We start from the raw sequence: 24,058 nt of genomic DNA, 5'->3' as shown, positions 1-24,058 counted from the left end.
CATCTATTGTTATTGACCTTCCTCTTAACTAACGCTGCTGCCATCTGGCAAGTCTTTATCTACGGTGAGCAGTCCTAAGGTTCCGTCTCCTTCGGCAGCCATAATCATCCCTTGAGACTTAATGCCACGTAGTTTTATAGGCTTCAGGTTTTGTAGATAAATCACGGTTTTTCCCACCAATTCTTCTGGAGTATACTCCTGGGCAATACCCGAAACAACCTGACGGGTTTCTTGGCCTACTTGAATTTGGAGTACCAGGAGTCGGTCTGCCTTAGGATGTTTTTCTGCTTCTTTTACAACGGCTACTTTCAATTCTATTTTTGCAAAATCATCTATGGTAATTTCTTCCTTTGGTGCTGCTTCCTCTATTTCTTTCTCTTCTTGCTGTTCTTTCTTTGCCTCGGGTTTTTCATCTTTTCCTTGCTGAATTTTTTTGGCATAGGCGTCATTGGCAGCGGCCAAGGCTTTTCCTTCTTCTTCCAATTTCAAACGCTTAAAGAGAGCTTCTCCTTTTTTTACTTGGGTGCCTTCAGGTATTTTATCAAATACTTTGGCATCTTCCCACACCATCTGATCCATTATTTCTTGTAATCCTAATTGTTTCTGGATTTCCACAGAGGTATGGCCCATAAAGGATTTAATCAAAATACTGACGATTCGGATGCTTTCTGCCAGATGATTCAGTACGGTATCTAAACGATCTTGTTTGCTTGGTTCTTTGGCCAAAATCCAAGGTGTGGTTTCATCAATGTATTTGTTGGAGCGTCGAACAATTTTCCATATGGTTTCCAAGGCTTCATGGAATTGCAAGTCGTCTATAAGGGTTTCCACTTTATCCGCCGTCGTAATCGCCAAGGTTTTCAATTCATGGTCTAAGGAATCTGTTGTTTTGGCAGATGGCACTAGGCCTTCCTTATATTGTTCAATCATGGCCACGGTTCTGCTGACCAAATTCCCCAAATCGTTGGCTAAATCTGAATTGTATCGCTGAAGAAAGAGGGTATTGGTGAAATTGCCATCTTGACCAAAGGTAAATTCCCGTAATAGAAAGTATTTGAGGGCATCAATGCCGTATCGCTGGATAAAGGGTTCTGGATAGATAATATTGCCTTTGGATTTGGACATTTTATCTTCACCAAATAGAATCCATCCATGGCCAAAAACTTTTTTGGGCAATGGTAAATCCAAGGCCATTAGCATGGCTGGCCAAATAATCGTATGAAATCGAACAATTTCTTTGGCCATCAAGTGGACATCTGCTGGCCAGTATTGGTTGTAAAGCTCTGGATTTTCTTCGGATCCATAGCCAAGGGCGGTAATGTAATTAGATAGGGCATCCAACCATACGTAGATCACATGTTTTTCGTCAAAAGGCACCGGAATTCCCCAATCAAAGCTGGTGCGAGACACACATAGATCTTCTAATCCAGGTTTTAGAAAATTATTTAACATTTCATTTTTTCGAGACTCTGGCAGGCAAATCTCTGGATGATCCTCGTAATACTGAATCAGACGATCTTGATATTTTGAAAGCCTGAAAAAGTAGGCTTCTTCTCTGGTTAAATGGGCTTCTCTTCGACAATCGGGACATTTATGGCCTTCTTCTAGTTGAGTCTCTGTCCAGAAGGATTCGCAAGGTGTGCAATACCAGCCTTCATATTCATCCTTATAGATATCGCCTTTGTCATAAAGTTGTTGAAAAATAGCCTGAACCCCTTTTTTATGAATGCTGTCCGTGGTGCGGATAAAAATATCGTAAGAAATTTCCATGCTTTCCCATATCTTTTTGATGTCTGCCACCATCTGGTCTACATACGCTTTTGGTTCCATTCCTTGTGCCTTTGCAGAGGTTTGAATTTTTTCCCCATGTTCGTCTGTTCCCGTGAGAAACCTCACATCATAGCCCATTTCTCTTTTAAAACGTGACATGACATCAGAAGCCACCGTAGTATAGGTATGCCCAATGTGAAGCTTCCCACTGGGGTAGTAAATTGGTGTGGTAATATAAAATGTTCCTTTATGGTTGATTCCATTTCCTTTTTCCTGACTCAACGCAATTCCTCCTCTTCCATCATCGACGGTTAATGCTTCTACTATAACGGAAATATACTTTATCTGTCAAGGCAACATCAGTATTTCCAGGTCACAGAGCTTGTTTTTCCTAAGGGCTTCTCAATTGACTTTTAGAATTGAATCAAGGATAATGTGTAATTAGGAATATAAAGGTTGATGAGGACCTTGAAACACACAAGGGGAAATAGACTCATCTTAGGATACACTGCTGATAAAAATAACAACGCCGGGAGGCGGAAAGAGAGGATTCCTATGCGCAACCTGTCAATGCTGACAGATTTTTACCAATTAAGCATGATGCAAGGATATCTTAACAGTGAACTAGACGAGGATCAGGTGGTTTTTGATCTTTTTTTCCGAAAGAACCCCTGTGATAGTGGCTTTACCATTATTGCCGGCATCGATTCAGCCATTCGTTATATTGAAAATATCCATTTCACCCAGGAAGAGTTAGCCTATCTAAAAGAAGTAGGCTTTCGACCTGAATTTTTGGAACGAATGAAACATTTCCGCTTTACCGGCGATATTGATGGTGTTCCAGAAGGCACCATTATGTTTCCTCATGAACCAGTACTACGGGTAAAAACCAATGCTTTTGAAGCACAGCTCATTGAATCCACCCTCTTAAATCTTATTAATTACCAGTCTCTTATTGCAACCAAATCTGCACGGATTTGCGAAGCGGCTCAAGGCGATGCGGTCTTTGAATTTGGCCTTAGACGAGCCCAAGGACCAGATGCCGCTATTTTAGGGTCTCGGGCGGCTTACATCGGAGGATGTGTGGCCACGTCCAATGTCTTGGCAGGTCAACAGTATGGCATTCCAGTGGTAGGCACTCATGCCCATAGTTGGGTGCAAAAATTCGATACAGAACTTGAATCTTTCCGAGCCTATGCCCATACCTATCCGGATAAATGTTTGCTATTAGTAGATACCTATAACACCCTAAAAAGTGGCCTTCCCAATGCCATTACTGTTTTTAATGAGTTGCGGCAACAGGGATATGAACCCAAGGGCATCCGCATTGATTCAGGAGATTTGGCTTATTTAACAAAAACCGCCCGAAAAATGTTAGATGATGCTGGTTATCCCAACGCCACGATTGTGGCTTCCTCTGATTTAGATGAGGATAAAATCCATTCTTTGAAAATGCAGGGAGCCTGTATTGATAGTTGGGGAGTGGGCACTAATCTGATCACCTCTAGCAACTGTCCAGCTTTGGGTGGTGTCTATAAGCTGGCGGCCTCCGGTCCTAATGGCCAACTCCAACCTAAAATCAAGATTTCCGATAATCCCAATAAAATCACCAACCCTGGCTTGAAAAAAGTAACGCGTATTTATGATGAAAGTGGTTTATTTGCTTTGGCAGACCTAATTATGCTGGATGAAGAGGTCATTGACAAGACCAAACCCCTGACCATTTTTCACCCTGTCTACACTTGGAAACAGAAGACCTTCCATCGTTATTCTCTGAAAGAACTGATGGTTCCCTATTTCCGAAAAGGACGTTCTGTCTACAAAACCTCTTCGGTTCAGGATATCCGAAGCCATGTCCAATTAGAATTAGACAGCTTATGGCCAGAGCATAAGCGTTTACAACTTCCCCAGATTTATAAAGTAGATTTATCCCAAAAGCTATGGCAACTCAAGCAAGATATGATGCACCAACACAGAAGATAAGGAAAAGAATTTCCTCCATTGATGGGGAACCATGGGAGATGATGATAATGAACAAGGAAACACCCCACTATCGATTTCAAACCCAGGCTGGCACCCTATATCTTTGTCCCACCCCCTTGGGGAATCTGGGAGATATGACCCTTCGGGGGCTGGAGGTGCTGCAACAGGCTGATATTATTTATGCAGAAGATACTCGTCGCAGCCTAAAACTCCTCTCTCATTTTGAGATCCACAAACCGCTTTACAGTTATCATGAGCATAACCGAAAAGAAAAAGAACCTTTTATTCTAAAGGAATTACAAGAAGGTAAGGTACTGGCCTTGGTGACAGATGCCGGTATGCCTGGCATTTCCGATCCGGGTACTCATTTGGTACAAGCCTGCTTGCGGGAAGAAATACCCTTTGAAGTCCTGCCCGGTCCTTCTGCTATGCTAACGGCTTTGGTGGCTTCTGGCCTTTCTACCCATCGATTTGTTTTTGAAGGTTTTCTTCCCCGAGATAAACGTCAACGAAAGCTTGCCCTTGAAAAAATGGCGGAGGATCCACGAACCCTCATTTTTTATGAAGCCCCTCATCGCATTAAACAAACCCTTAGGGCTATGGTGGAGGTTTGGGGTCCTCGAAGGGCATCCCTGGGTCGAGAGTTAACCAAAAAACACGAAGAGTGGTTCCGACTCTCTTTGCCCCAACTCTTAGAAACCTTGGAAGGCTTTTCTTCGGATCTAAAAGGAGAAATGGTCTTAGTGGTAGAAGGTGCGGATGAAAAAAAAATGGCCCAAGAAGCGATGAATCAGTGGAATCATTTGACCTTGGATCAACATGTGGAACAACTCATCCTAGAAGGAAAAGATAAAAAAACCGCCATTAAAGAAGTGGCGGTTTTACGGGGGCTGCCGAAACGAGAAGTCTATCAAGCCGTTCATTTAGACTCGTAACATTTTAATAGCTCCGGTGTATAATTCCCCTCTTGATCGTAGACAAAGAGGGGTTTTTTCCATTTTAGATCCGGCCGTCCATTTTTAACAAATTGGACCAACACCAGATTTGGTTTTTTATCCTGTCGAGGATGCACCAGTTGGATCCATTTGGCTTCTAGGTTATGCTGTCTAGAAATCCCCAGAATATCCACCAATCGCTCTGGCCGGTGAACCATATAAAACCGGCCGGCATTTTTCAGTAGATGGCTGGTTTGTTCCATAAGATCCCCTAAGGTCAACAGGATTTCATGGCGAGCGATGGCTCGATCTTGCCTAGGGTTTTTTAGGCCTTGGGCTGGCAGATACGGCGGATTGCTCACCACTACATCAAAAGACGAAGGAGGAAAAGCCTGGCGGCAGCAGCGTACATCGGCTTGCATTATTTGGATACGCTCCTGCAGCCCATTCATTTGGACATTTCTCTGGGCCCGACAAAAGGCTTCTTCTTGGATTTCCAATGCCACAAAGGAGTTGGATGGATTCTTCCCGGCTAAAAGAATGGGAATTACTCCATTTCCAGTGCACAGGTCCATGACTCTTTCCTGGGAGCGAAGTTGTGTAAAATCAGTGATTAACACGGCATCCATGCCAAAACAGAAGGATTTCGGATCTTGAATCAAATGCAATCCATTGCATTGCAAATCGTCTACCCTCTCTCCATCCATAAGCCATGGGTTTTTCATTTAGATTCATCCATTTCTTCTGTTTCTCCTTCTATCTTTTTCTCATTCAATTGCTGTTTCAGTTTCTTTTTGCTGATAGGCTCTATGTCTTCTATGGAAAAGGTTTTAATTTCTTCTACGTCATCCATGGGATTTTTCATCTTTACTTTCACCTTCCCACATAGAATAACGGTTTGAACCACTTCCCCGGTGCCTTCCTGGGTTTTGACCTTGCTACCCACTGCTGGCATTCTTCGAATCATCTCATGATAATGTTCATGCTCATATCGAAGGCAACAAAATAGACGGCCACATATACCCGATATTTTAGTGGGATTTAAGGATAGATTTTGTTCTTTCGCCATTTTAATGGTGACAGGATCAAAGTCCCCTAGCCAGGTGGCGCAGCACAAGGATTTTCCGCAAGGCCCTATGCCCCCCAACATCTTAGCTTCATCTCGGACTCCAATTTGTCGAAGTTCGATGCGGGTTTTAAACACCGCCGCCAAATCTTTAACCAAATCCCTAAAATCTACCCTTCCATCGGCTGTAAAAAAGAAGATGATTTTGTTTTTATCAAAGGTATACTCTACATCCACCAGCTTCATGTCCAACTGATGGTTTAGAATTTTCTGGGTGGCAATCTCAAAGGCCTCTTTTTCTTTTTCTTTATTTTCCTCCTGCACCTGCAGGTCTTCTTCCGTTGCCACCCGTATGACTCTTTTCAAGGGGGTAACGATTTCTTGATGGGAAACTTCCTTAATGCCTACCACCACATCACCAAATTCGATGCCACGAACCGTCTCTACAATAACGTGGCTGCCTTTATCCACCTCAAGATCTTGAGGATCAAAGTAGTAAATTTTGCCGGCTTTTTTAAACCGAACCCCTACCACATGATGCTTTTCTGTACTCATGCTATCTTCCTCCCTGATTCCTCTATTTCAACATATCTTTCTGTATACCCAGTTGCATCTCAGCAACCTCATTCTCTTCTTTCACGCATGCCCCCATTCTATCAGATTTTCCAGATGAAATCACTTTTTTTCTTGACAGAAGCCTAGCCCCTCTACTATGATAACCCTATAGTCATGGAGGTGATTGCTTTGCCCAAAAAAGGATTTTATACGCTTCCCGCTGAGAAGCAGGAGGATTTTTTCGATCTGGCCTTGGAAGTCTTTGCTCAACAACCTTACCATCAGGCTTCTTTATCTTATTTATTAAAATTGGCTTTTATTCCCATGGATACTTTTTACCAGTATTTTGATGATAAATTTGATTTATACGACCATCTGGTCACCACGGTTCTTTCCATGAAACAGCATTCCCTTAAGAGCCAAATGCCCTCCCCACCAGATGATTTTTATGCCTACTTTGAGAGGATTCTCCAGTTGGAAACCACCTTTCGATTACAACATCCAGTCTTTCACTCACTACTTGCCTTTGCTTCCGACCCACGATTCAGTCCTTTATCTCAGGAAAAAATTCAAGCCATTGCCACGCCTCATCAGCAAACGCTCCACAGGTTAGTGGTCCGAAATCAATTAAAAGGCACTATTGCTGCAGATTTAGATGCCACCATGATTCGGTTCTATTGTCAATTGATGCTCAATGAATTTCATGAATTTGTCCAACAGCGAATCCACACAGAAAAAAAAGCCCTTAAGGAAGCGGCTTTCCATAATGATCCTATGCCTTGGGTGGCAGATAGTTCCCGGCAATTCATGGCATTTTTCCGACGGGGATTAGCGATCCAAAAATGTCGCTAGCTCCCCTGCTTTTGCTGGTTCTTTTATCATACTTACCATATTCATCAAAAGAGATTCTACAATAAAAGCCAGATTCCCATGGGTTCTTATGTCTTCTCCAGCGGTTTCCATCATTTGTTGCATGGCATGGATCATGGCTTCGTTATAGTAGGCAGTCTGTTTCCTTAGTCTTTTTTCCTGATTTTGATGAATCAACATAGCCACTTCGCCACCCATCATCATCATATGAAGATCCCGCAGCCATTCCTGCCAAAGAGATAAGACCCAAAGGGCTTGGCTTTTATCCCGTTGCATACATTCTCCTTTTTCGATGGCCAATCCGTAATCTTTCTCCATCAGGCTTTCTGTTAACTGAATAAAATCCTTATATTGTTGCTGATACCCTTGATCTTCCAAGATTTCTATGGCTCGATCTGGGATGCCATTGGCAAAGGCTGCTAAGGAAACGGCTTTTTCCCTAGGCATTTTTTTGGTATCTTCCAGATAGGCTTGAATGATTTCTGGTTTTACCGGTCGAAATACCACCCGCTGGCAACGTGACAAAATAGTAGGCAAAAGCCGCTCAGGTTCTGGTGTTGCTAAAATAATCACCGAATGATCTGGTGGTTCTTCCAATGTTTTTAGCAAGGCATTTTGAGCCTGCACCGTCATCGTATCCGCTTCAGGCACTACATATACTTTATACTCCCCTTCATAGGGCTTTAAATAAATGTCTTTTACCAGGTTTCGAATCATCTCCACGGAAACAACCGGCTCTTTGCCTTCTTCCTGCCCTCGAATCCACCGAAATTCCGCATGGGTTTCTGCTTCTACTTGTTTACAGGAATTGCAAGTGCCGCAAGGAGCTTCTTCCTGGGGGCATAGAATAGCAGCAGCCAGTTCCTTGGCCATTTTTCCTTTGCCTAGCCCCCTTGGGCCTTCAAAAAGATAGCCATGGGATAAATGCCCCTTCTCCAGTGCATAGGAAAGCAACTGTTTTACCTTTTCTTGACCAATGGTTTTCTTAAAAGCGATTGTCACGAGTTCCACCTCTTAGTATTTATGGTATTCTTCCACATCCATTACAAAAATAGTAGCGCCGCCTACGGTGACCTCCACCGGATTCGGGATAAAGACGCCTGTTGTTCCGGACATAGGCGCTGGGGATGTGAGTAACTCTTTGCGTGATTTACAGTTCTCGTTAATAATATCCTTGACTTTTTCCACCTCTTGATCTTCTACCCCCACTAGCATCGTAGTATTTCCAGCCTTTAAAAACCCACCGGTGGTGGCTAGTTTGGTAACACGAAATCGATTTTCTGTCAGGTCTTCTAATAGTCTTTTAGCGTCTTCGTCATGGACAATGGCAATCACTAGTTTCATCCTACTCCCTCCTTCTCCCCTTACAATGATGAATGATGGGTGTCTGTATCCTTCATGGCTGCGTGGATATATTGGTCTACGGTGCACCGCATCATTTTTTGTATCCACGGAATGCTTTTGGTTGCGTCTAAAGGGACAATCCGACCAGGATTTTCCTCTGCCAACTGGCGATAGCTTTGATAGATTTTTTCGTAAAAACTTTGATGTTGCTGTTCAAGCCTGTCTTTAGGATCTCTTCCGCTTTTTCGTCGAAAGCTCTCTTCCGGCGTCAGATTAAACCAAAAAGTAATATCTGGCCATCGATTCATTAAAGCCGATTCATTAATCTGCAAGACTTCCTTCATGCCTAAACCTCTCCCTGCTCCTTGATAGGCCAAGCTGGAGTCTAAAAACCGATCGCATAACACGATTTCTTCCCGTTCCAAGGCTGGGTAAATGACTTCTGCCATATGTTGAGCTCGTGAAGCCGCATATAAAAGGGCTTCTGTCCATGGATGCATTTCCTTGTACTCCGGATCTAGAATTAGATTCCGAATTTTTTCTGAAATCCGAGGGCCTCCCGGCTCACGAGTGATTTGCACCGTATACCCCTGCTGCTCCAAATACTGCTTTAACTGTTGCATCTGAGTGGTTTTTCCCGAACCATCCATGCCTTCTACTGTAATAAAGAGTCCTTTTTTTTCATGGGTTATTGGCATCTTTTTTTCCTTCACCTGAACACCTCCTGGGGACTAGCTATGAATTTTTGTTGTCCCTTTATGGTTTAGCCTCTCACTACGGTAATGTGGCTTTGGTTAAACTCCTGACGACCTTTCAACCAAGCCACCAAAGATTCTGTCATTTCTTCTCCAGGCATGGCTACGGGAACACCTGGGGGATACGGTACAAGGCTTTCCCCACAAATTCTTCCTATGGCCTTCTCCAACTCTACGGATTCCTTTTCTGCCTGAAGGGCTTGTTCAAGGGAGATGCGTAAGGTTGGTTCTTGGGTATAATAAGAAGCCTTTCGGCTTTCGACTTTGACTGATTGATCTATTTTTTCTTTCCTGCATTGTGCTGAGGTGGTTTTCAAGCCATGGACTAGGCGGTCAAAATCCTTTTTTTCATTGCCTATGGTAGCAATTCCCAAGACTCCCAGTGGATCCGCCAACTCCATCCTAATCTGGTATTTTTCTGCCAGGATGGTATCCCATTGATACCCACTTAGGCCCGTTCCACTCAGATTAATCCACAGTCGGGTTGGATCTGTTCCAAAGCCATGGGAAGACAGGGCGGATGTCTCTATGCCCAAGCATAGGCCTTCCATGGTAGACAAATTTATTTTAAACGCTTCTATCTGATCCAACAATGGCTCCATCAAAGAAGGCCCTTGGCTCTCTAACACGGAAACCGTCGCCTCCAAGGAAGCCATCAAAAGATAACTAGGGCTACTGCTCTGATGGATTTTCAACATCCACCTCAGTCTTTCCCGATCCACCTTCCGGCCTTGAAGATGAAGCATAGAGGCCTGGGTCATGGCTGGCAAGGTTTTGTGGGTGCTCTGGACCACCACATCGGCTCCTGCCTGCAAAGCGGTTTTCGGTAGGCGATGATCCAAGATAAAGTGACTTCCATGGGCTTCGTCTACCATCAATAGCATGTCCTTTTCTCTCAGGACCTTGGCAATTGGGTCTAACTTGGTGGTAATCCCATAATAATTGGGTGTTGTTAATAGAACTCCTTTTGCCTCTGGCCACCGAAGCAGGGCTTCCCTAACCTTGTCTTCTGTCACCCCAAGAATGACGCCTGTTTCCGGATCTACTTCCGGCATCAGATATCGAGGCGTCACGCCGCCTAAAAAGCAGCCATGAAAAACAGATTGGTGGCTATTGCGTTGCACAATGATTTCTTCCCCTGGCTTGGCCACGGCCATAATCATACTATAGATACCACTGGTACTTCCATTGACTAAGTAAAAACTTTCCTCCGCACCAAAGAAATGGGCTGCCTTTTCTTGGCTTTCTCGGATAACGCTGGTAGGATGATGCAAATGATCCATGCCTGGAATTTCTGTTGTATCCCAAGCCAACAAGGAGTCGGGAAAATAGGCTGTGTGTAAGCCTTGATAGAATCCTCCATTTTTATGGCCTGGGGTATGAAAAGAAATCATCTCTTTGCGCTGATGCTGGGTCAAGGCTTGTGCCAATGGACCTTTCATCAAGAATCTCCTTTCCCATTTTCCTTAGCGGCTTTTTTTAATTCTTTATAGAGTTTTTCCCCTGGTTCCATAATCACCCGATACGGTTTCTTTCCATCTTGATACTGTAAGACTCTTACGCCTTGGCCTCTCATACGACAGGATAAGGAAAGGGTTTTTTTTGGTGGTTTCATGGTCCCAAGAGAATGCTTGATTTCTTCCATGGATCGAATCCATTGGATGTTTTCTTTAGGAAGTTCCAGCATGGTCTTGTCTCGTCGTCCCAGTCTCTTTTGAATCATTAATTTTTTCCCATCCCATTCATAGGTGTACGATGCAAGCTTCCGATTCATAAGCCGTGATGTGTAAATGGCTAATGCTAAAATCAAGAAAAATCCACCCACACCACCGTAGGATCCAGGAAGGAGATTGAGTAAATGAACTGCTGCATTGATCCCTATGACAATTCCAATCACCAACAACAAAGTGGTCAGAAACGATTTTCGGGGTTCTGCAACCGTGTGCCTGATCATAGTGATTCCTCCCATTATAAATAATCCATCTGGAAAAAGCCCTTTACAATTTATCGGTAAAGGGCTTTGTTCCTCTCTTCATAACGCTTTTTACGTCGTTCCCTTAGAGAAATAGGGTTTTGTTCACCAGTGGAATCGTGAACCATCGATGGCTTTGATGGCTTTTTTTCCCATGGCTTCACCTTGGTATGCTTGGTATGCTTTTTTAAATGACGATAAAGCAAGTGATTTTGCAGGATTAAAAACCCAGCAACCGGAATCAATAAAACCACCATAAAGGCAATGTTAATCCATCGTTCCACAACGTTTCACCCTCTTACCAGCACTTAATTGCTTTTTTCCATTTTACAGGAAATTCATGGAATGAGCAAGAGAAACTCCTGTAGCTGTTCCAGGTTTTCGGCTTGTAAGGTGTCTGGTTCTGCCGGTCGCTGAATCAGGATCGTTTTTAATTCCAGGGCTTGGGCCGCCTGTATCTTTTCCTTTGTTCCACCTATTTCTCCACTGTCTTTGGTCACAATGCCATCCAGTTTGTATTCCCAAAGGTGAAGCTTGTTCATATCATAACTAAAAGGACCTTGTTGGGCAATGATGTCTTTCGGTCTAAATCCCAAGTCAAGGCATTTGGTCAACACTTCCGGAAAAGGCATAACACGAATGACCATCCGTTGTATCGGCACCCATGAACAAAACACATCCAGATGATTGCTGCCAGTGGTCATCAACCATTTTCCAGGCTGTGATGCCAAGATTTTAGCCGCATGTTCATAATTGGCTGCCAGGATACAGTTTGCTTTGTCTTCTGGAGAAAGGCTGGAGCGTTTCCAACGAAGGTATGGAATACAGGCAGCTTTTGCCTGTTCATAGGCCATCCACGTAATTTCCCTGGCATAAGGATGGGTAGCATCAATAATGGCTTTTATCTGTTGCTCTTCCATTAATTGCTTCAGAGACGTTTTCTGCAAGGCCCCTACTTTTAAGGCGGCTGTTTTTCCCTCCAGGGCTTTTAACAAGAGTTCTCCACCATATTCTGTCACCGTGGTGGAGATTCCTGGGATTCCTTGTTTGGCTAAGGCTGCCGATATCATTTTTCCTTCTGTGGTGCCGGATAAAATCAGTATCATAGCTGATATCCCCGTGGCGTCACCATTAAGCCTTCCTCTGTAATTCGGGTAAAGGAGTTGCCAATGATAACGGTGGTACTCATATCCACTGCGGCCTCCGGTAATTGCTCTAAGGTGGTAACAACCAAGGTTTCCCCTTGATTAAGGGCTCTGGTAGCAATCCCGACAGGTGTTTCTGGTCCCCTGACCTGACGAAGCAATTCCATGGTGCGATACCACTGTTTAATTCTTTCTTTGCTCTTGGGATTATAAAACACCAAGACAAAATCCGCTTCTGCAGATTTTTGGATACGATTTTCAATGGCTTCCCAAGGAATCAGGTGATCACTCAGGCTAATGGTTGCATAATCTTGCATCAGTGGCGAACCTAGTCGAGATGCAGCCGCATTGCCAGCCGTAACTCCTGGCAGTACTTGAAAAGGAATCCGAGGAAATTCTTTTTCCCGAAGTTCCAGCATCAATCCTGCCATGCCATACACGCCGGCATCGCCACTGCTGACCAAGGTCACTTTTTCTCCTCCAGCGACCCTTTCCAAGGCGTGGCGGCATCGATCTTTTTCTTTTCGCATAAAACTTCGATCCATTATCTGGCCATTTTTCAACCAAGGGCTTACTCGATCCACATAGGGTTTATATCCTACAATACGGTGTGATTGTTTGAGTGTTTCTTCCACGGCCTTGGTCATGTGCTCTCCTTTACCGGGTCCAATCCCAGCAACCGTCATGAGTCCTGCCTCTGGTGCTAAACTTAGGGTGATGCCATTTTCTGCATAACGTATTTCTGGCAATACCTGGCCACCTTTTGCTCCTAAATAGGCGGCTGGTGCGCTTACGCTGGTTACTCCCATGTTCTCCTTTACCCAATCAGAGCTAGGAAATAAATGCTGTACTCTCTGAATTTCCTCAAGGCCAAAGGCCTGCAAAGGCACCTGCCAAGTCGCTGCCAATTTCTGAAGCCCTGGCTCCGCATCTTTCCCTTGGATGGTATTGATGTTTTTCAAGGACCCTGGTCCAATATTCTGTTGGTTTAAAAAATCAGAAACGGTTTTTTCCACTATTTCAAAAGACTGGTCTTTTCGACATCCAATTCCCAAGGACCACCGCTTGGGCAAAAGCTGCATCCATTGGCCTTGGTCTGGAAAAACTGGAGCCGATGCTCCGATCCAAAGTCCTCCAGGACCTTTCAGAAACTCTTCTAAGGTCTCCACTGGTAGGTATCCGGCTGGCAGTGGCAAAGCCAATGGTTCAGCCAGATACACTGGTACGGGTGCTTGTGCTTTGAGCAGGGTTGCTGTCCAATATTTTGCCACCTTCCAATCCGTTATGGATGCCTGCATCGATTTTGCCAGTTCATCAACGGCGGTTATGCCTCTGACATCTGTCGCCGTGGTAATCACTGGTGTGGCTCCTGTCACTGCCCCAATATCCAAGGCCCATTGATTGGCATTTCCAGCATGGCCAGACAGCAGGCTGATGACATGATGGCCTTGCTCATCCATGACCAACACCGCTGGATCTTCTCCTTTATGCTGAAGATGGTCCTTCACATACCGCAGGGCTATGCCTGTAGCCGACAAAAACAAGAGGCCGGAAAAAGAGTCATAGATTTTGGTCATTTGATGACGAAGACTGGCTGGATCTTCTGCTTCCATGGTGGCAAAAGCATGGATTCGGGGGGATGGGTCTTTTTCTGTTTTCAAGAGTGGTTCTGGAGCAAAGATCTCTGCATGAGAAAACGCCTCCAAGATGGTTTTTCCTTGAAGTAATCCTTGATCCGTAAAGGTAATAACGGCTAGCTTCATGATTGGACTCCCTCCCGATACTCGTGGGTAAAGGCCGCATCATACAGCAAGGATTCATCTCCTTGGGCTTGCAAAAAGTCGCCAATATAAATAAGGGCGGTCTTCTTGATGCCAGCTTCTTCCATAATGGTGGGCAACTGGGTTAGGGTGCCTCGTAAAATCCGCTGATCCGGCCACCCTACCCGATAAGCAATAGCCGCTGGTGTCTCTGGCGGATACGCCGTCAGACAATCTTGGACTACTCGATGAACTTGAGCCGCCGATAAAAACAATACCAAACTGGCACGGTGAGAAGCCAAGGAAACTAGATTCTCTTTTTCAGGCACTGGAGTGCGTCCAGCCATTCGGGAGATAATGACCGTCTGGCTTTTTCCCGGAAGCGTCAATTCTTTTTTCATGGCCGCCGCTCCGGCTAAAAAGGAACTAATGCCTGGAATGACTTCATAGGCCACCTTTTCTGCTTCTAATTTTCGTATTTGCTCCGCAATGGCCCCGTAAAGAGAAGGATCTCCTGTATGCAATCGAAGGACTTCCTTGCCAGCTTTGACGCGACTAATCATAAATGCCGACATTTCCTCCAAATCCATGGAGGCACTGCTGGCTACTTCCGCGTCTTGGGGGCAATGGGCAAACACCTGGGGATTCACCAAAGAACCTGCATAAAGAATGACTTGAGCCTGCTTTATTTTTTCATGGGCTTTTACCGTTAGTAGTTCCGGATCTCCAGGACCTGCTCCGATAAAGATCACTTTACTCATTTTTTGACTCCTTTCGTTTCAACAATGCCACGGACATATAGGGAAGCTCCGGATTTTTTAGGCATTCAATGTCATAATGTACTGTTTCATTTTGGCTTCCCAGTTGGGATGCCAGGGCAAAATCTATGGTTGTTTCCTGCTGTTGCAAATACTGATACAACACCTGCCTGCAGGCAGATACTTTGAGAAGGGCCATATTATCGGTCATGGTCTCTAGTTCATGAAGCAAATGGTCTTTGTTGTCTGTCCCTGGCCAAATCACCAATTTCTCATCTTCTTCTGCCAAAGGTATATCCAACTTAGCAGCGGCAGCACTAGCGGCTGTTATTCCTGGAATGGTTTGAAGGGAATAGCCAGCGGCTTTCAGCTCTTTCATCACATAACTATAGGTGCTATAGAGCAGTGCATCCCCTATGGTGATCATAACCGCATCCATTCCACTGTCCAGCACCTGAGCAATCTGACGGCTCTGCTGAAAACGCTGGGCTTGTCGCTCTTTTGGGTCTGAGGTCATCCGAGAAAGCAGTGGGATGAGGCGAGTTTCTGGATTTACCCAGTCTTCCACGATCTCCAGGGCTGCACTTTCAGCCCCTGAACGTGTAACGGGATAAAACAGGACTTTTGTATGTTTAATGGCCTTTACGGCTTTTAAGGTCAGTAGCTCCGGATCTCCGGGGCCAACACCGATGCCGGTTAAAGTTCCTTTCATTCGGATCTTCCTTTCGGATTGTTTTGTTGGTTAAGGTTTTCTTCCCGCCCCTTGGTGTCCTTCGCGGTTAAGATCTTTCACTCTTTTGAACTCCACTTTTCCATTCCAACTTTCTACTTTCTACTTTCCAACTGACGCAACTTCCGCACTAAAAATAGTCACTGGATTCTCCGCCTGGGCCATGGTGTATCCTCCCCGCTGAAGGTAGCGGGTAACGCTGGTTTGCTGAATGGTCACATCTTTAAAGGGCTCCTGCTTCAGGAGTTGCCTTGCTAAGCTGACGGTCTCCAAGGTGACGGCGGTAATCACCATTCGTCCCTTTGGCTTCATTTTCCTAGCCACGTACTGCACTATTTCTTCCAAGGCACCACCAGCGCCACCTATGAAGACACGATCCAACTCCGGCAATTCTTCTAAAAGGTTTTCTCCTCTTCCTGGCAAAATGGTGACGTTAGATAGTCCAAATTGATTTAGATTTTTCTTTGTCAATTCTACGGCTTCTGGTTTTTGTTCCAAGGCGTATACACGTCCAGAACCTGCCATTCGAGCCATTTCTACGGTAACGGAGCCGCTCCCGCATCCCATGTCCAGCAGCGTCATCCCTGGTCTTATCTGCAGCATGGCTAATACAAGCCACCGTACTTCTTGTTTGGTCATGGGGGCTTCCCCTCGGATAAAAGCCTTATCCGGTAGTCCCGGTGAGGGAATGGAGAGCCATTTTTCGATGTTGCAGGTGTTGTTTAATTGTTGGGTCAAGGCTAATCACCACCACATTCATTTGATAAGGTGCCTGTTGCTTAATGGTTTCTGGAGATCCAAGTAATAACCTTTGATGCGGATATGAAAGATTCTCACCGACGGCCATCATGGCATGGGGGTAGCCAGCATCCAATAATTCCTTTGCCAGTACCTCTGGTCCACTGCTAGCGTCGGTAAGTAAATGGATAAAAGAATGGTGCCGAAGAACATCCATCCACTGGCTGCGGCGCCCATGCAAGCTAATGACGGGCCCGTGTGTCCAGGGGAGCTGTAGATGGCTTAGAAACAGCTGGACGGAGCTGATCCCGGGCACCAGAATGAGGGCATTTGAATCAAAATATTGATGCAGCATGGGAACTAGGCTGTGGCACCCCGGGTCTCCCGAAAGCAAAATGCCTGCCTGTATTTCCGGTTGCTGCCGAAGGGTATCCTGAAGCTGATGACACCATGCTTTAAGCTGGCTTTTCAGGGGGAATTTTATCACCTCTGGTGGAGCAAAGGCTTCTCCAGTCTCAATCAGACGAGCACCTCCTGCTAAGAGATGGCATTGTTTCAGGGCTTTCCTAGCCGCCGGCAGCAGATAATCTGCATGGCCAGGGCCCATGCCAATCACATGGATAGGTTTCATGATGTCATCACCTCCAGGATTTTTTTGGCTTGGGAACACATCCCCAAGCTTCCTTCTTCGTATGAAAAAAGAATCGTACCAACTTCCACGTCTTTTCCAGTTCTAGCCTTGGCTTTTTGGGTAATGGCATGGCTTAATCTATGAAAAAAGTGCTCTGGGCCCTCTTTCACAAGGATACTGGCCGCTTCTTCAACGGTATTGGCATAAACCACACGCCGGAGCAGTGGGTAGGGGGTGTTGCATTTCACCAGTTCCGCTGTCAGAATTTCCAGCCTTCCGTCTGCTACTTTGCTATGCAGATGGAAAATACCACCGGCTATTTTAACCAATTTTGCCACATGGCCTACCAAGAGCAAAGTTTCTGCCCCATGTTCCTGGGCCTGTTCCAATAAGGTGTCTGGAAAGTTGCCAAATTTCACCATTTTTTCCGGCTGTAAATGGAACTGATCTCGTGCAAAATCTCGGCCATGGTTGCCAGGAACTCCAATCCAATTTCGATTGCCTCCTGCCGCCATGACGCTGCATTCCATTTCTAGGGTTTTGATCCAAGCACTGGTGGACATGGGCTCTACAATCCCTGTGGTTCCAATAATTGAAAGCCCTCCTACCACTCCTAGTTTTGGATTAAAGGTTTTCTCCGCCAGTTTTTCTCCACCAGGGATGGAAATCGTCACATCCAAGCCTTTTTCTTCTCCAATGATGGCACGGACGGCTTCCTTGATCATTTTGCGGGGTACTGGATTGATGGCTGGTTCTCCTACGGCCACCGGCAACCCTTTTTTCGTCACGGTTCCAATGCCTTCTCCAGCATGCAACTTGATTTCTGTATCCTTCCGCCATGCTACCTGGGCTTTTATCCAGGCTTTATTGGTGATATCCGGATCGTCGCCGGCATCTTTAATCACGTAACAAGAAGCCGATGTTTGTGTGACTTCTGGCTTTAAAATCTGAAATTTCTTTTCTTCGCCTTGGAGGATCAACCAGGCTAGGGAGACGGTTTTTTGCGTCACCAGCATCTTTGCCGCCGCTTTTGCCGTGACAGTAGCACAGGCGCCAGTAGTAAAGCCTTTTTTCAGTTTTTTCCTTGCCATGGGATCACCACCTCGTTTTTTCCAATGATGAATACGCCTCCATCATTTTCTTTTCAGCAGTGCATTCACAATTGCTGCCGCCACGGTACTGCCACCTTTACGACCCTGAACTGAGATGCTGGGCACCTCATAGGTAAGGAGGGCTTCTTTGGATTCGACTGCTCCTACAAATCCCACTGGTACTCCAATAATAAGGGCTGGATCTGCTTTGCCTTCGTCTATCAATTGGCATAACCGAAAAAGTGCTGTAGGTGCATTCCCAAAAACAAAAATCGATGTTTCTGGATCGGTGGCGGCTTTTTCGACGGCAACCGCCGATCGGGTTCGTCCTTGTTCCTTGGCAAGAGACGCCACTTCTGGATCATCCACTAGGCAGTAGACTTCCATCCCCAAGGACCTTAAAATTCGCTTATTAATCCCAGACAAAACCATCCGAGTATCTGTATAGATTTTTTTGCCAGCCTGTAATGCTTCCTCTGGTTTTGACAAGGAGCCCAGCTTAAAATGAAGGGCATCTGCGTAGGTAAAATCCGCCGTTGTATGAATCACCCTTACAAGGATATCTTCCATTTCCGGATGGGCTAGAGGTGTTTTCATTTCAGATCGTATTATTTGAAAACTGTTTTTTTCTATATTTTCAGGATTCCATTCTATTTCCATTGTTATTCCTCCCTCCGGATGCCACCGGCAATCATTTGCTGCTGCCGTGGGTGTTGGTATTCTTTGCTACTCTCTAAACTTTTCCACCCGTGATAAAACTTTTCCTTGTCCATGGCCCTAGGTTCATAGAGCACCCCTAGGGTGCTGCCGCTATGGGCTACATTGACGCCCAGTGCACCACATTCAAGGGCCAACTCCCTTATGGACCACAGACCGGGCTGAGAAATAAAGGCTTCATTGCCTTGGGCACTGATCCAAGCGGCTTCTGCCAGGAGAAAAGGCTTCTTTTCTTTCAATCCTCTCTGGAAAAGCTTTAAAGCCTTCTCCATTTCCGCGGCATAGGCTTTTCGTTTTTCATGGTGGTCTGTTTTTCGGGATGTGGCGGTCTCAATGTCTTTTTTTCCTTCCAATACCAGTACTTCCAATGCCGGTGTCCATGCATCCAAGGTCAGGCTCACTTCTCCTGTCAAGGGATCCATCAAACTAAGCCTTGGAAAAAGAATACTGTCTGTAGGTTCTAATTCTGCACATAGGTTTGTTAGTTCTTGGGCCGTTAATGGTTTTCCAAACCAACGAGTCACCGCATCCCCTACGGCTGCCAAATCCGCTGTTGAACTTGCCATTCCTTTAGCCAAGGGCAAAGGCGATTCCAGCCTTAGGGAAAAGGAGGCTTGTTCTTCTGATGGGATGGCTGCTTTTTCCATGGCCAATGCCATCATTTTCCAAGCCCTGGGACGATGCTGACGCAACCACCTATGGCCATCAGCATGGTCCTTAGCTGTCTCTATGGTCACACGACTAAAACCGTCGATGGCATAGGAAATCAGTTTTTCGCCACCCATGATCCACCCTTGGAGCCATTCCCCACAGGAACCTGGACAGGCGGAAACAATACGTTTCATGCTGGTTCCCCTTTCATGCGTCCCAGTTTCCAAAACACCTCAGAAGCCAATTGTTTTTTCCATGCTGGCAGGATGTGGGGATCCATGGATAGAACCACGCAGGTAGCTGGTCCAGCAGATTTTTCTAAGGATACGGCCAGCTCTGGTTCCCATTCTATTTCTAATTCACTTTCTTTTGCCAAAAGGGAGGCTTCGTGGCTTATTCCCTTGGACCCTACGGGAATCATGGCCGTCACCTTGGGGTCCTGAAGCAGGGCCTGAATGCTGGTGACAGAAGCCACTTCCGGATCAAAGGGATGGGCAATTTCATTTCCTATCTTTGGCAATCCCAATACCCATACTTCATCCTTAGGTTGGCTTTTATGCAACCGTAGGGTCTCTTCATGGGCAGTCCCTAGAACCGTTATCCCCATGGCAGTTTGTACCGTAGGAAAATTTTCCTCGGTGCTTCCATTGATGGTGGTTGTTTCTAAGGCTGCTTCTGCTAAGAACCTCTGAATACCTTGATAAATCTCTTTTCCTGTCGGATCCCATTCTACAGACAGGGTGTCGATCACCGTATGTACCTGGCCGCCAGCTGCCAAAATTTCTAATGTTGCTACCCGACAGGTATAGTATCCGGTGATTGCTGGTGATACTCGAACCAGGTCTTTTTCTTTTTGACCAATGGCTCCACAGGAATCGCAGGCTATTAATAGATATTCCTGGCCAGAAAGCCTCAGTATGCTTATGTCTCGTAGACTTGGTATTGGTTGTATCATAAAGGCTTCCTTTCTGGTTCTTCAGCCTCTTTGTTGGATGACTGCCAGCCAGGGATTTTTTTTAGCCATTCCATGGCATAGGCTGGATTGGATTCAAAAAAAACATGGGGAAACCCACCAAAAGCATGATGGATGGTCATGCCACATTTCCAGGATACTGGGTCTCTTTTTTCTGAAGGATCCTGAATCTTGGTGATGGAAAGAACCCCAGGCTCCTGTGTTTCCACTACTCCTCGATGAAATTCGTGGCCTGAGATCTGCAAGGATTCTGTAAAAAATCCTTTTTCTGGGTTGGTTTCAATAGAACCATAGCCAAATCGTTGAAGCCGATTGGTCATGTAAGCTTTCCCTGGAAAAACACCTGCCATTTCCCAGGTGTTTCCTTGGAAATCCGTCAAGCTTTGGCATAAATACTGAAATCCACCACATTCTGCATATACCGGTAATCCTTGCTGAACCTTCTCTTTTAAATCTTTTCTAAAGGAAGTGTTTGCCTCCAATTCCTTTCCAAAGATTTCTGGAAATCCGCCTCCCAAGTAGAGGGCATCCAAAGAATCTGGCAAATGCTTGTCCTGCATAGGGCTTACTTCTACTAGGGTGCATCCCTGTTTCTTCAGCCAATCCAGATTGGCTGGATAGTAAAAATGAAAGGCTTGGTCTTTGGCAATCCCAATCCTAAAATCCCTTTTCTGCTGAAGGTTTTCCTTGGTTTTCAAGGGTACTGGAAGGATGGCAGCCTGTTCTAAAATCCTATCGATCTCCAAGGTTTTTTCAGCAGCTTCCGAGGCTTTCTGGAGGGTTTCCTTCAGAGCCTCCACTTCTGTAGCTGGAATCAACCCCAGGTGGCGACTCTTCAGAGTTAGGCCTTGATCCTTGGCCATCCACCCCAGACAAGGAATGCCCGTGTCTCGTTCAATGGCACGACGAATTAGCTGGTAGTGTTTCTCGCCGGATATACGATTAATAATAACCCCTGCCACCTTCAATGCTGGGTCGTACATCTCATAGCCTTTCACCATGGCCGCCGCACTGGTAGACATGCCTGCACCGTCTATGATTAAAATTACCGGTAATTTCAACAATCTGGCAATCCACGCAGTGCTCCCGTTTTCTTTACGGCTCCCCATGCCATCATAAAGCCCCATGACACCTTCCACCACCACTATTTGATCTTCTCGAAGAATTTGTTCCAACTGTCTTTGAACACCAGCTTCACCCATGAGGCAACTATCCAGATTGTAGGAGGGGGTTCCGGTGACGGCATGATGAAACTGAGGGTCAATGAAGTCCGGCCCCACTTTACAGGGTTGCACCTCATGGCCCCGCTCTTTCAAAGCTTTTAACAATGCAAGGGTAATGGTTGTTTTCCCGACACCACTATGGGTGCCGGCCAGTACAAATCCTTTGGCCATCCAAGCTCCTCCTATGGGTTCTTCTTCCTTATACCTTTCTGATCTGATCTAATAGGATATCCGTCATTCTTGAATCCTGTCCAATGACGTCTGATGTTTTAAAGGTGACTTCTGGATATCTTTCTTTCATTTTATCTAGGGCTTCTGGTAAATCATGTTGCATATGATGGCCCGCAAATAGAAAAAACGGAGCTACTACGATCTCTGTTGCACCTTTTTCTATCAATGTCTCTAGGGTTTCTTCCAACTCTGGCTTAGCAAACTGTAAAAAAGCGTATCCGGTCATTGCAAATTCATCTTTTGAACGTATCTTCACATGTTCTGCCAATTCTTTGACGGTATCGCTGGTTTCTGGTACCCTGCTTCCATGGGCCAGAATGACTAATGCTTTTTTCATCTTCAAACAACTCCTTTTTTCTATTTCTGTTGTCACAAAAAAACATGCCGCCGGAAAAGACGCCATGTGTTCGTATGTCACTCACCCCATGGGCCCTTCCCTCCGAAGGGTTTGGTGCAATTTTCTCAGGCTGGTCTCCTGGCTTGTGTTTCCTTTTACTCACGGCTCCTTCCCAAAGGATTCCTTTGGTGGCTTTTGCCGTTTTCATCCACACTTACAGTAGCGGGGGCTGCAGGGGTTTCTAACCCCTTTCCCAATTGTGTTGGTTAAACACCTGAAAAATATTTAATTGATGTGAATCATTATATCAGAAGCACTCTTTTACCACAAGAAAAAGTCCTGATGATTCTCCCAGGGTTAAAGATAAAACAGAACCAGATCCAAAAAGATCGCCATCATAAAAACCACGAAGGCTCGATAAAAATGAATGGCCCTTTCTTTTCGAAGAGAGAGTTTCTCCAAATACTGTTCTTTTAGATGGCTGTGAAACATGTTTTTAAAGATTTTTTTATCCCGCTGGATACCAAAAAAAAGAGCATAGCAGCCTAAAACGACTCCCATTAAGAAAATAGCATTGTTTGCCAGTTGCAGTAAAGGTTTCTGAGACAAGAAAAAACCATAGACAGCTCCCATGACAGCAGCAATCAGTGTCGCCAACAGGCCTTCTTTGGTAACAAGCCAAAGCACTGTGGAAAGCCTCGGAATTTTTGTGTAATCGTATTGGTTGGACATTGAAATTTTCCTCCCCCATGGGCAAAGATCAAAAAAGGGAAAAGAGCTCAATTTTGTGGTCAGGAGCCCTTTTCATCAAAAATATACAGCTTGGAAAAGAGTCTCTGCTCTTTGTAAACCATTCCGTTATTTTTGTAATTCTTCCACTAAATGGCATAACACAAATCGCTGAGGTTCATACTCCCTTAACTCCGGGGTCTTTGTTTTACAAATATCCTGTCGATGTCGACATCGACCGTAAAAACGGCAGCCTTCCGGAGGATTTATAGGGCTTGGTACGTCCCCTTCAAGAATAATCATATTATCCGGTGCATCTACCCTGGGTACTGGTATGGCCGACAACAAGGCTTGGGTATAGGGATGCAAGGGATTTTTGAAAATAGCGTTGTATTCAGAAAGCTCCACTACTTTCCCAAGGTACATCACCGCAATTCGATCACTCACATGTTTCACCACGCTCAAATCATGGGAAATGAAGAGATACGTAAGACCCAGTTCCTCCTGGATATCCTGCATTAGATTAAGAATTTGGGCTTGAATCGATACATCCAGAGCGGATACCGGCTCATCCTGAACGATGAACTTAGGATTTAGGGCCAGCGCTCTGGCCACACCCACCCGTTGACGTCTTCCACCATCAAGCTCATGAGGAAAGGCATTTAGGAGTCTTGGGGTCAGACCAACCGTATCCATTAACTCCTTCACCCGATCCGTCACTTTTTTACGATCCTTGAATACTTTATTGATTAAAAGAGGCTCGGAAATAATTTGCCCCAGGTTCATTCTTGGATTCAGGGATGCATAGGGGTCTTGAAAGATGATTTGCATATTCTTTCGAGCTTCACGCATCTGGGATCCGTTAAAATCCACAATGTTTTTTCCCTCAAAGTTTACTTCTCCCGCTGTGGGTTCAACCAGTCGCAGTATGGCCCGACCCGTAGTGGATTTTCCGCAACCAGACTCGCCTACGAGGCCTAAGGTTTCTCCTTCTTTGATAAAAAAGCTGACATCATCTACGGCATGAAGCATTCCTTTCGGGGTTTTAAAATATTTTTTCAGATTTTTTACTTCTAAAATATTTTTCAACATTC

The 24,058-nt window shown here is 45.3% G+C and carries 26 protein-coding genes and 1 riboswitch; of the genes, 3 read left to right on the top strand and 23 right to left on the bottom strand.

Annotated elements, in window-relative coordinates; translation table 11 throughout:
- Positions 1–24 precede the first annotated feature (24 nt).
- Entirely contained in the window at positions 25–2,052 is a 2,028-nt protein-coding gene (metG, locus tag ACZ47N_RS07490; protein ID WP_464885940.1) for a methionine--tRNA ligase, read from the bottom strand.
- Positions 2,053–2,325: 273 nt separating this feature from the next.
- On the opposite strand from metG, the gene ACZ47N_RS07485 reads away from it, so the two are divergent.
- Together ACZ47N_RS07485 and rsmI are read left to right on the top strand one after the other, a co-directional pair.
- Complete coding sequence (locus ACZ47N_RS07485) at positions 2,326–3,753, top strand: nicotinate phosphoribosyltransferase (protein WP_464885939.1); 1,428 nt, start codon at positions 2,326–2,328, stop codon at positions 3,751–3,753.
- A 47-nt stretch (positions 3,754–3,800) separates the two neighbouring features.
- Complete coding sequence (rsmI, locus tag ACZ47N_RS07480; protein ID WP_464885938.1) at positions 3,801–4,688, top strand: 16S rRNA (cytidine(1402)-2'-O)-methyltransferase; 888 nt, start codon at positions 3,801–3,803, stop codon at positions 4,686–4,688.
- On the opposite strand, the gene ACZ47N_RS07475 is transcribed toward rsmI, so the two are convergent.
- On the bottom strand, positions 4,673–5,413 hold the full coding sequence (locus ACZ47N_RS07475) for a tRNA1(Val) (adenine(37)-N6)-methyltransferase (protein ID WP_464885937.1): 741 nt from the start codon (positions 5,411–5,413) through the stop codon (positions 4,673–4,675). The two genes, rsmI and ACZ47N_RS07475, sit on opposite strands and share 16 nt — an antisense overlap.
- A complete protein-coding gene (locus tag ACZ47N_RS07470) occupies positions 5,410–6,309 on the bottom strand; it encodes a PSP1 domain-containing protein (protein WP_464885936.1) in 900 nt (299 codons plus the stop codon). The genes ACZ47N_RS07475 and ACZ47N_RS07470 overlap by 4 nt, the downstream gene beginning before the upstream one ends.
- Positions 6,310–6,498: 189 nt before the next feature.
- Here ACZ47N_RS07470 and ACZ47N_RS07465 point away from each other — a divergent pair, with 189 nt between their 5' ends.
- Positions 6,499–7,161: a TetR/AcrR family transcriptional regulator gene (locus tag ACZ47N_RS07465; RefSeq protein WP_464885935.1), complete on the top strand. Its 663-nt coding sequence runs from the start codon at positions 6,499–6,501 to the stop codon at positions 7,159–7,161.
- Here the strand turns inward: ACZ47N_RS07465 and holB are convergent.
- From holB to ACZ47N_RS07365, 20 genes are all read right to left on the bottom strand, one after another.
- Positions 7,138–8,181 carry a DNA polymerase III subunit delta' gene (gene holB, locus ACZ47N_RS07460; RefSeq protein WP_464885934.1) on the bottom strand — a complete coding sequence of 348 codons (1,044 nt, stop codon included), beginning with the start codon at positions 8,179–8,181 and terminating at the stop codon, positions 7,138–7,140. The two genes, ACZ47N_RS07465 and holB, sit on opposite strands and share 24 nt — an antisense overlap.
- A 12-nt stretch (positions 8,182–8,193) precedes the next feature.
- Positions 8,194–8,523: a cyclic-di-AMP receptor gene (locus tag ACZ47N_RS07455; RefSeq protein WP_464885933.1), complete on the bottom strand. Its 330-nt coding sequence runs from the start codon at positions 8,521–8,523 to the stop codon at positions 8,194–8,196.
- Positions 8,524–8,543: 20 nt separating this feature from the next.
- A complete protein-coding gene (gene tmk / locus ACZ47N_RS07450) occupies positions 8,544–9,236 on the bottom strand; it encodes a dTMP kinase (protein ID WP_464885932.1) in 693 nt (230 codons plus the stop codon).
- 50 nt (positions 9,237–9,286) lie between these two features.
- On the bottom strand, positions 9,287–10,720 hold the full coding sequence (locus ACZ47N_RS07445) for an aminotransferase class I/II-fold pyridoxal phosphate-dependent enzyme (RefSeq protein ID WP_464885931.1): 1,434 nt from the start codon (positions 10,718–10,720) through the stop codon (positions 9,287–9,289).
- A complete protein-coding gene (locus ACZ47N_RS07440) occupies positions 10,720–11,232 on the bottom strand; it encodes a hypothetical protein (protein ID WP_464885930.1) in 513 nt (170 codons plus the stop codon). Before ACZ47N_RS07440 ends, ACZ47N_RS07445 begins: the two co-directional genes overlap by 1 nt.
- Positions 11,233–11,282: 50 nt before the next feature.
- A complete protein-coding gene (locus tag ACZ47N_RS07435; RefSeq protein WP_464885929.1) occupies positions 11,283–11,534 on the bottom strand; it encodes a hypothetical protein in 252 nt (83 codons plus the stop codon).
- A gap of 54 nt (positions 11,535–11,588) precedes the next feature.
- Entirely contained in the window at positions 11,589–12,356 is a 768-nt protein-coding gene (gene cobK / locus ACZ47N_RS07430; RefSeq protein WP_464885928.1) for a precorrin-6A reductase, read from the bottom strand.
- On the bottom strand, positions 12,353–14,158 hold the full coding sequence (cobJ, locus tag ACZ47N_RS07425) for a precorrin-3B C(17)-methyltransferase (RefSeq protein ID WP_464885927.1): 1,806 nt from the start codon (positions 14,156–14,158) through the stop codon (positions 12,353–12,355). Before cobJ ends, cobK begins: the two co-directional genes overlap by 4 nt.
- Entirely contained in the window at positions 14,155–14,916 is a 762-nt protein-coding gene (gene cobM, locus ACZ47N_RS07420; protein ID WP_464885926.1) for a precorrin-4 C(11)-methyltransferase, read from the bottom strand. Before cobM ends, cobJ begins: the two co-directional genes overlap by 4 nt.
- The gene (cobI, locus tag ACZ47N_RS07415; protein WP_464885925.1) at positions 14,909–15,625 is read right to left on the bottom strand and encodes a precorrin-2 C(20)-methyltransferase; all 717 of its coding nucleotides are present in this window, start codon (positions 15,623–15,625) and stop codon (positions 14,909–14,911) included. Before cobI ends, cobM begins: the two co-directional genes overlap by 8 nt.
- Positions 15,626–15,745: 120 nt before the next feature.
- Entirely contained in the window at positions 15,746–16,282 is a 537-nt protein-coding gene (gene cbiT, locus ACZ47N_RS07410; RefSeq protein ID WP_464885924.1) for a precorrin-6Y C5,15-methyltransferase (decarboxylating) subunit CbiT, read from the bottom strand.
- A gap of 25 nt (positions 16,283–16,307) precedes the next feature.
- Positions 16,308–17,012, bottom strand: a complete 705-nt coding sequence (gene cbiE / locus ACZ47N_RS07405) for a precorrin-6y C5,15-methyltransferase (decarboxylating) subunit CbiE (protein ID WP_464885923.1) — start codon at positions 17,010–17,012, stop codon at positions 16,308–16,310.
- Positions 17,009–18,103, bottom strand: a complete 1,095-nt coding sequence (cbiD, locus tag ACZ47N_RS07400) for a cobalt-precorrin-5B (C(1))-methyltransferase CbiD (protein ID WP_464885922.1) — start codon at positions 18,101–18,103, stop codon at positions 17,009–17,011. The genes cbiE and cbiD overlap by 4 nt, the downstream gene beginning before the upstream one ends.
- Positions 18,104–18,145: 42 nt before the next feature.
- Entirely contained in the window at positions 18,146–18,763 is a 618-nt protein-coding gene (locus ACZ47N_RS07395) for a precorrin-8X methylmutase (RefSeq protein WP_464885921.1), read from the bottom strand.
- A 2-nt stretch (positions 18,764–18,765) separates the two neighbouring features.
- Positions 18,766–19,665: a GHMP family kinase ATP-binding protein gene (locus ACZ47N_RS07390; RefSeq protein WP_464885920.1), complete on the bottom strand. Its 900-nt coding sequence runs from the start codon at positions 19,663–19,665 to the stop codon at positions 18,766–18,768.
- Positions 19,662–20,426: a hypothetical protein gene (locus tag ACZ47N_RS07385; RefSeq protein ID WP_464885919.1), complete on the bottom strand. Its 765-nt coding sequence runs from the start codon at positions 20,424–20,426 to the stop codon at positions 19,662–19,664. Before ACZ47N_RS07385 ends, ACZ47N_RS07390 begins: the two co-directional genes overlap by 4 nt.
- Entirely contained in the window at positions 20,423–21,838 is a 1,416-nt protein-coding gene (locus tag ACZ47N_RS07380) for a cobyrinate a,c-diamide synthase (RefSeq protein WP_464885918.1), read from the bottom strand. Before ACZ47N_RS07380 ends, ACZ47N_RS07385 begins: the two co-directional genes overlap by 4 nt.
- A 28-nt stretch (positions 21,839–21,866) precedes the next feature.
- Complete coding sequence (locus ACZ47N_RS07375; RefSeq protein WP_464885917.1) at positions 21,867–22,235, bottom strand: sirohydrochlorin chelatase; 369 nt, start codon at positions 22,233–22,235, stop codon at positions 21,867–21,869.
- A gap of 111 nt (positions 22,236–22,346) precedes the next feature.
- Positions 22,347–22,528: riboswitch (cobalamin riboswitch) on the bottom strand.
- A gap of 64 nt (positions 22,529–22,592) precedes the next feature.
- The gene (locus tag ACZ47N_RS07370; RefSeq protein ID WP_464885916.1) at positions 22,593–22,967 is read right to left on the bottom strand and encodes a hypothetical protein; all 375 of its coding nucleotides are present in this window, start codon (positions 22,965–22,967) and stop codon (positions 22,593–22,595) included.
- 126 nt (positions 22,968–23,093) lie between these two features.
- The gene (locus ACZ47N_RS07365) at positions 23,094–24,056 is read right to left on the bottom strand and encodes an ABC transporter ATP-binding protein (protein WP_464885915.1); all 963 of its coding nucleotides are present in this window, start codon (positions 24,054–24,056) and stop codon (positions 23,094–23,096) included.
- Positions 24,057–24,058 lie beyond the last annotated feature (2 nt).

The organism is Tindallia texcoconensis (assembly GCF_055383815.1).
The sequence above is the reverse complement of the archived record's forward strand: the minus strand, read 5'-3'. Positions and strand labels throughout refer to the sequence as shown.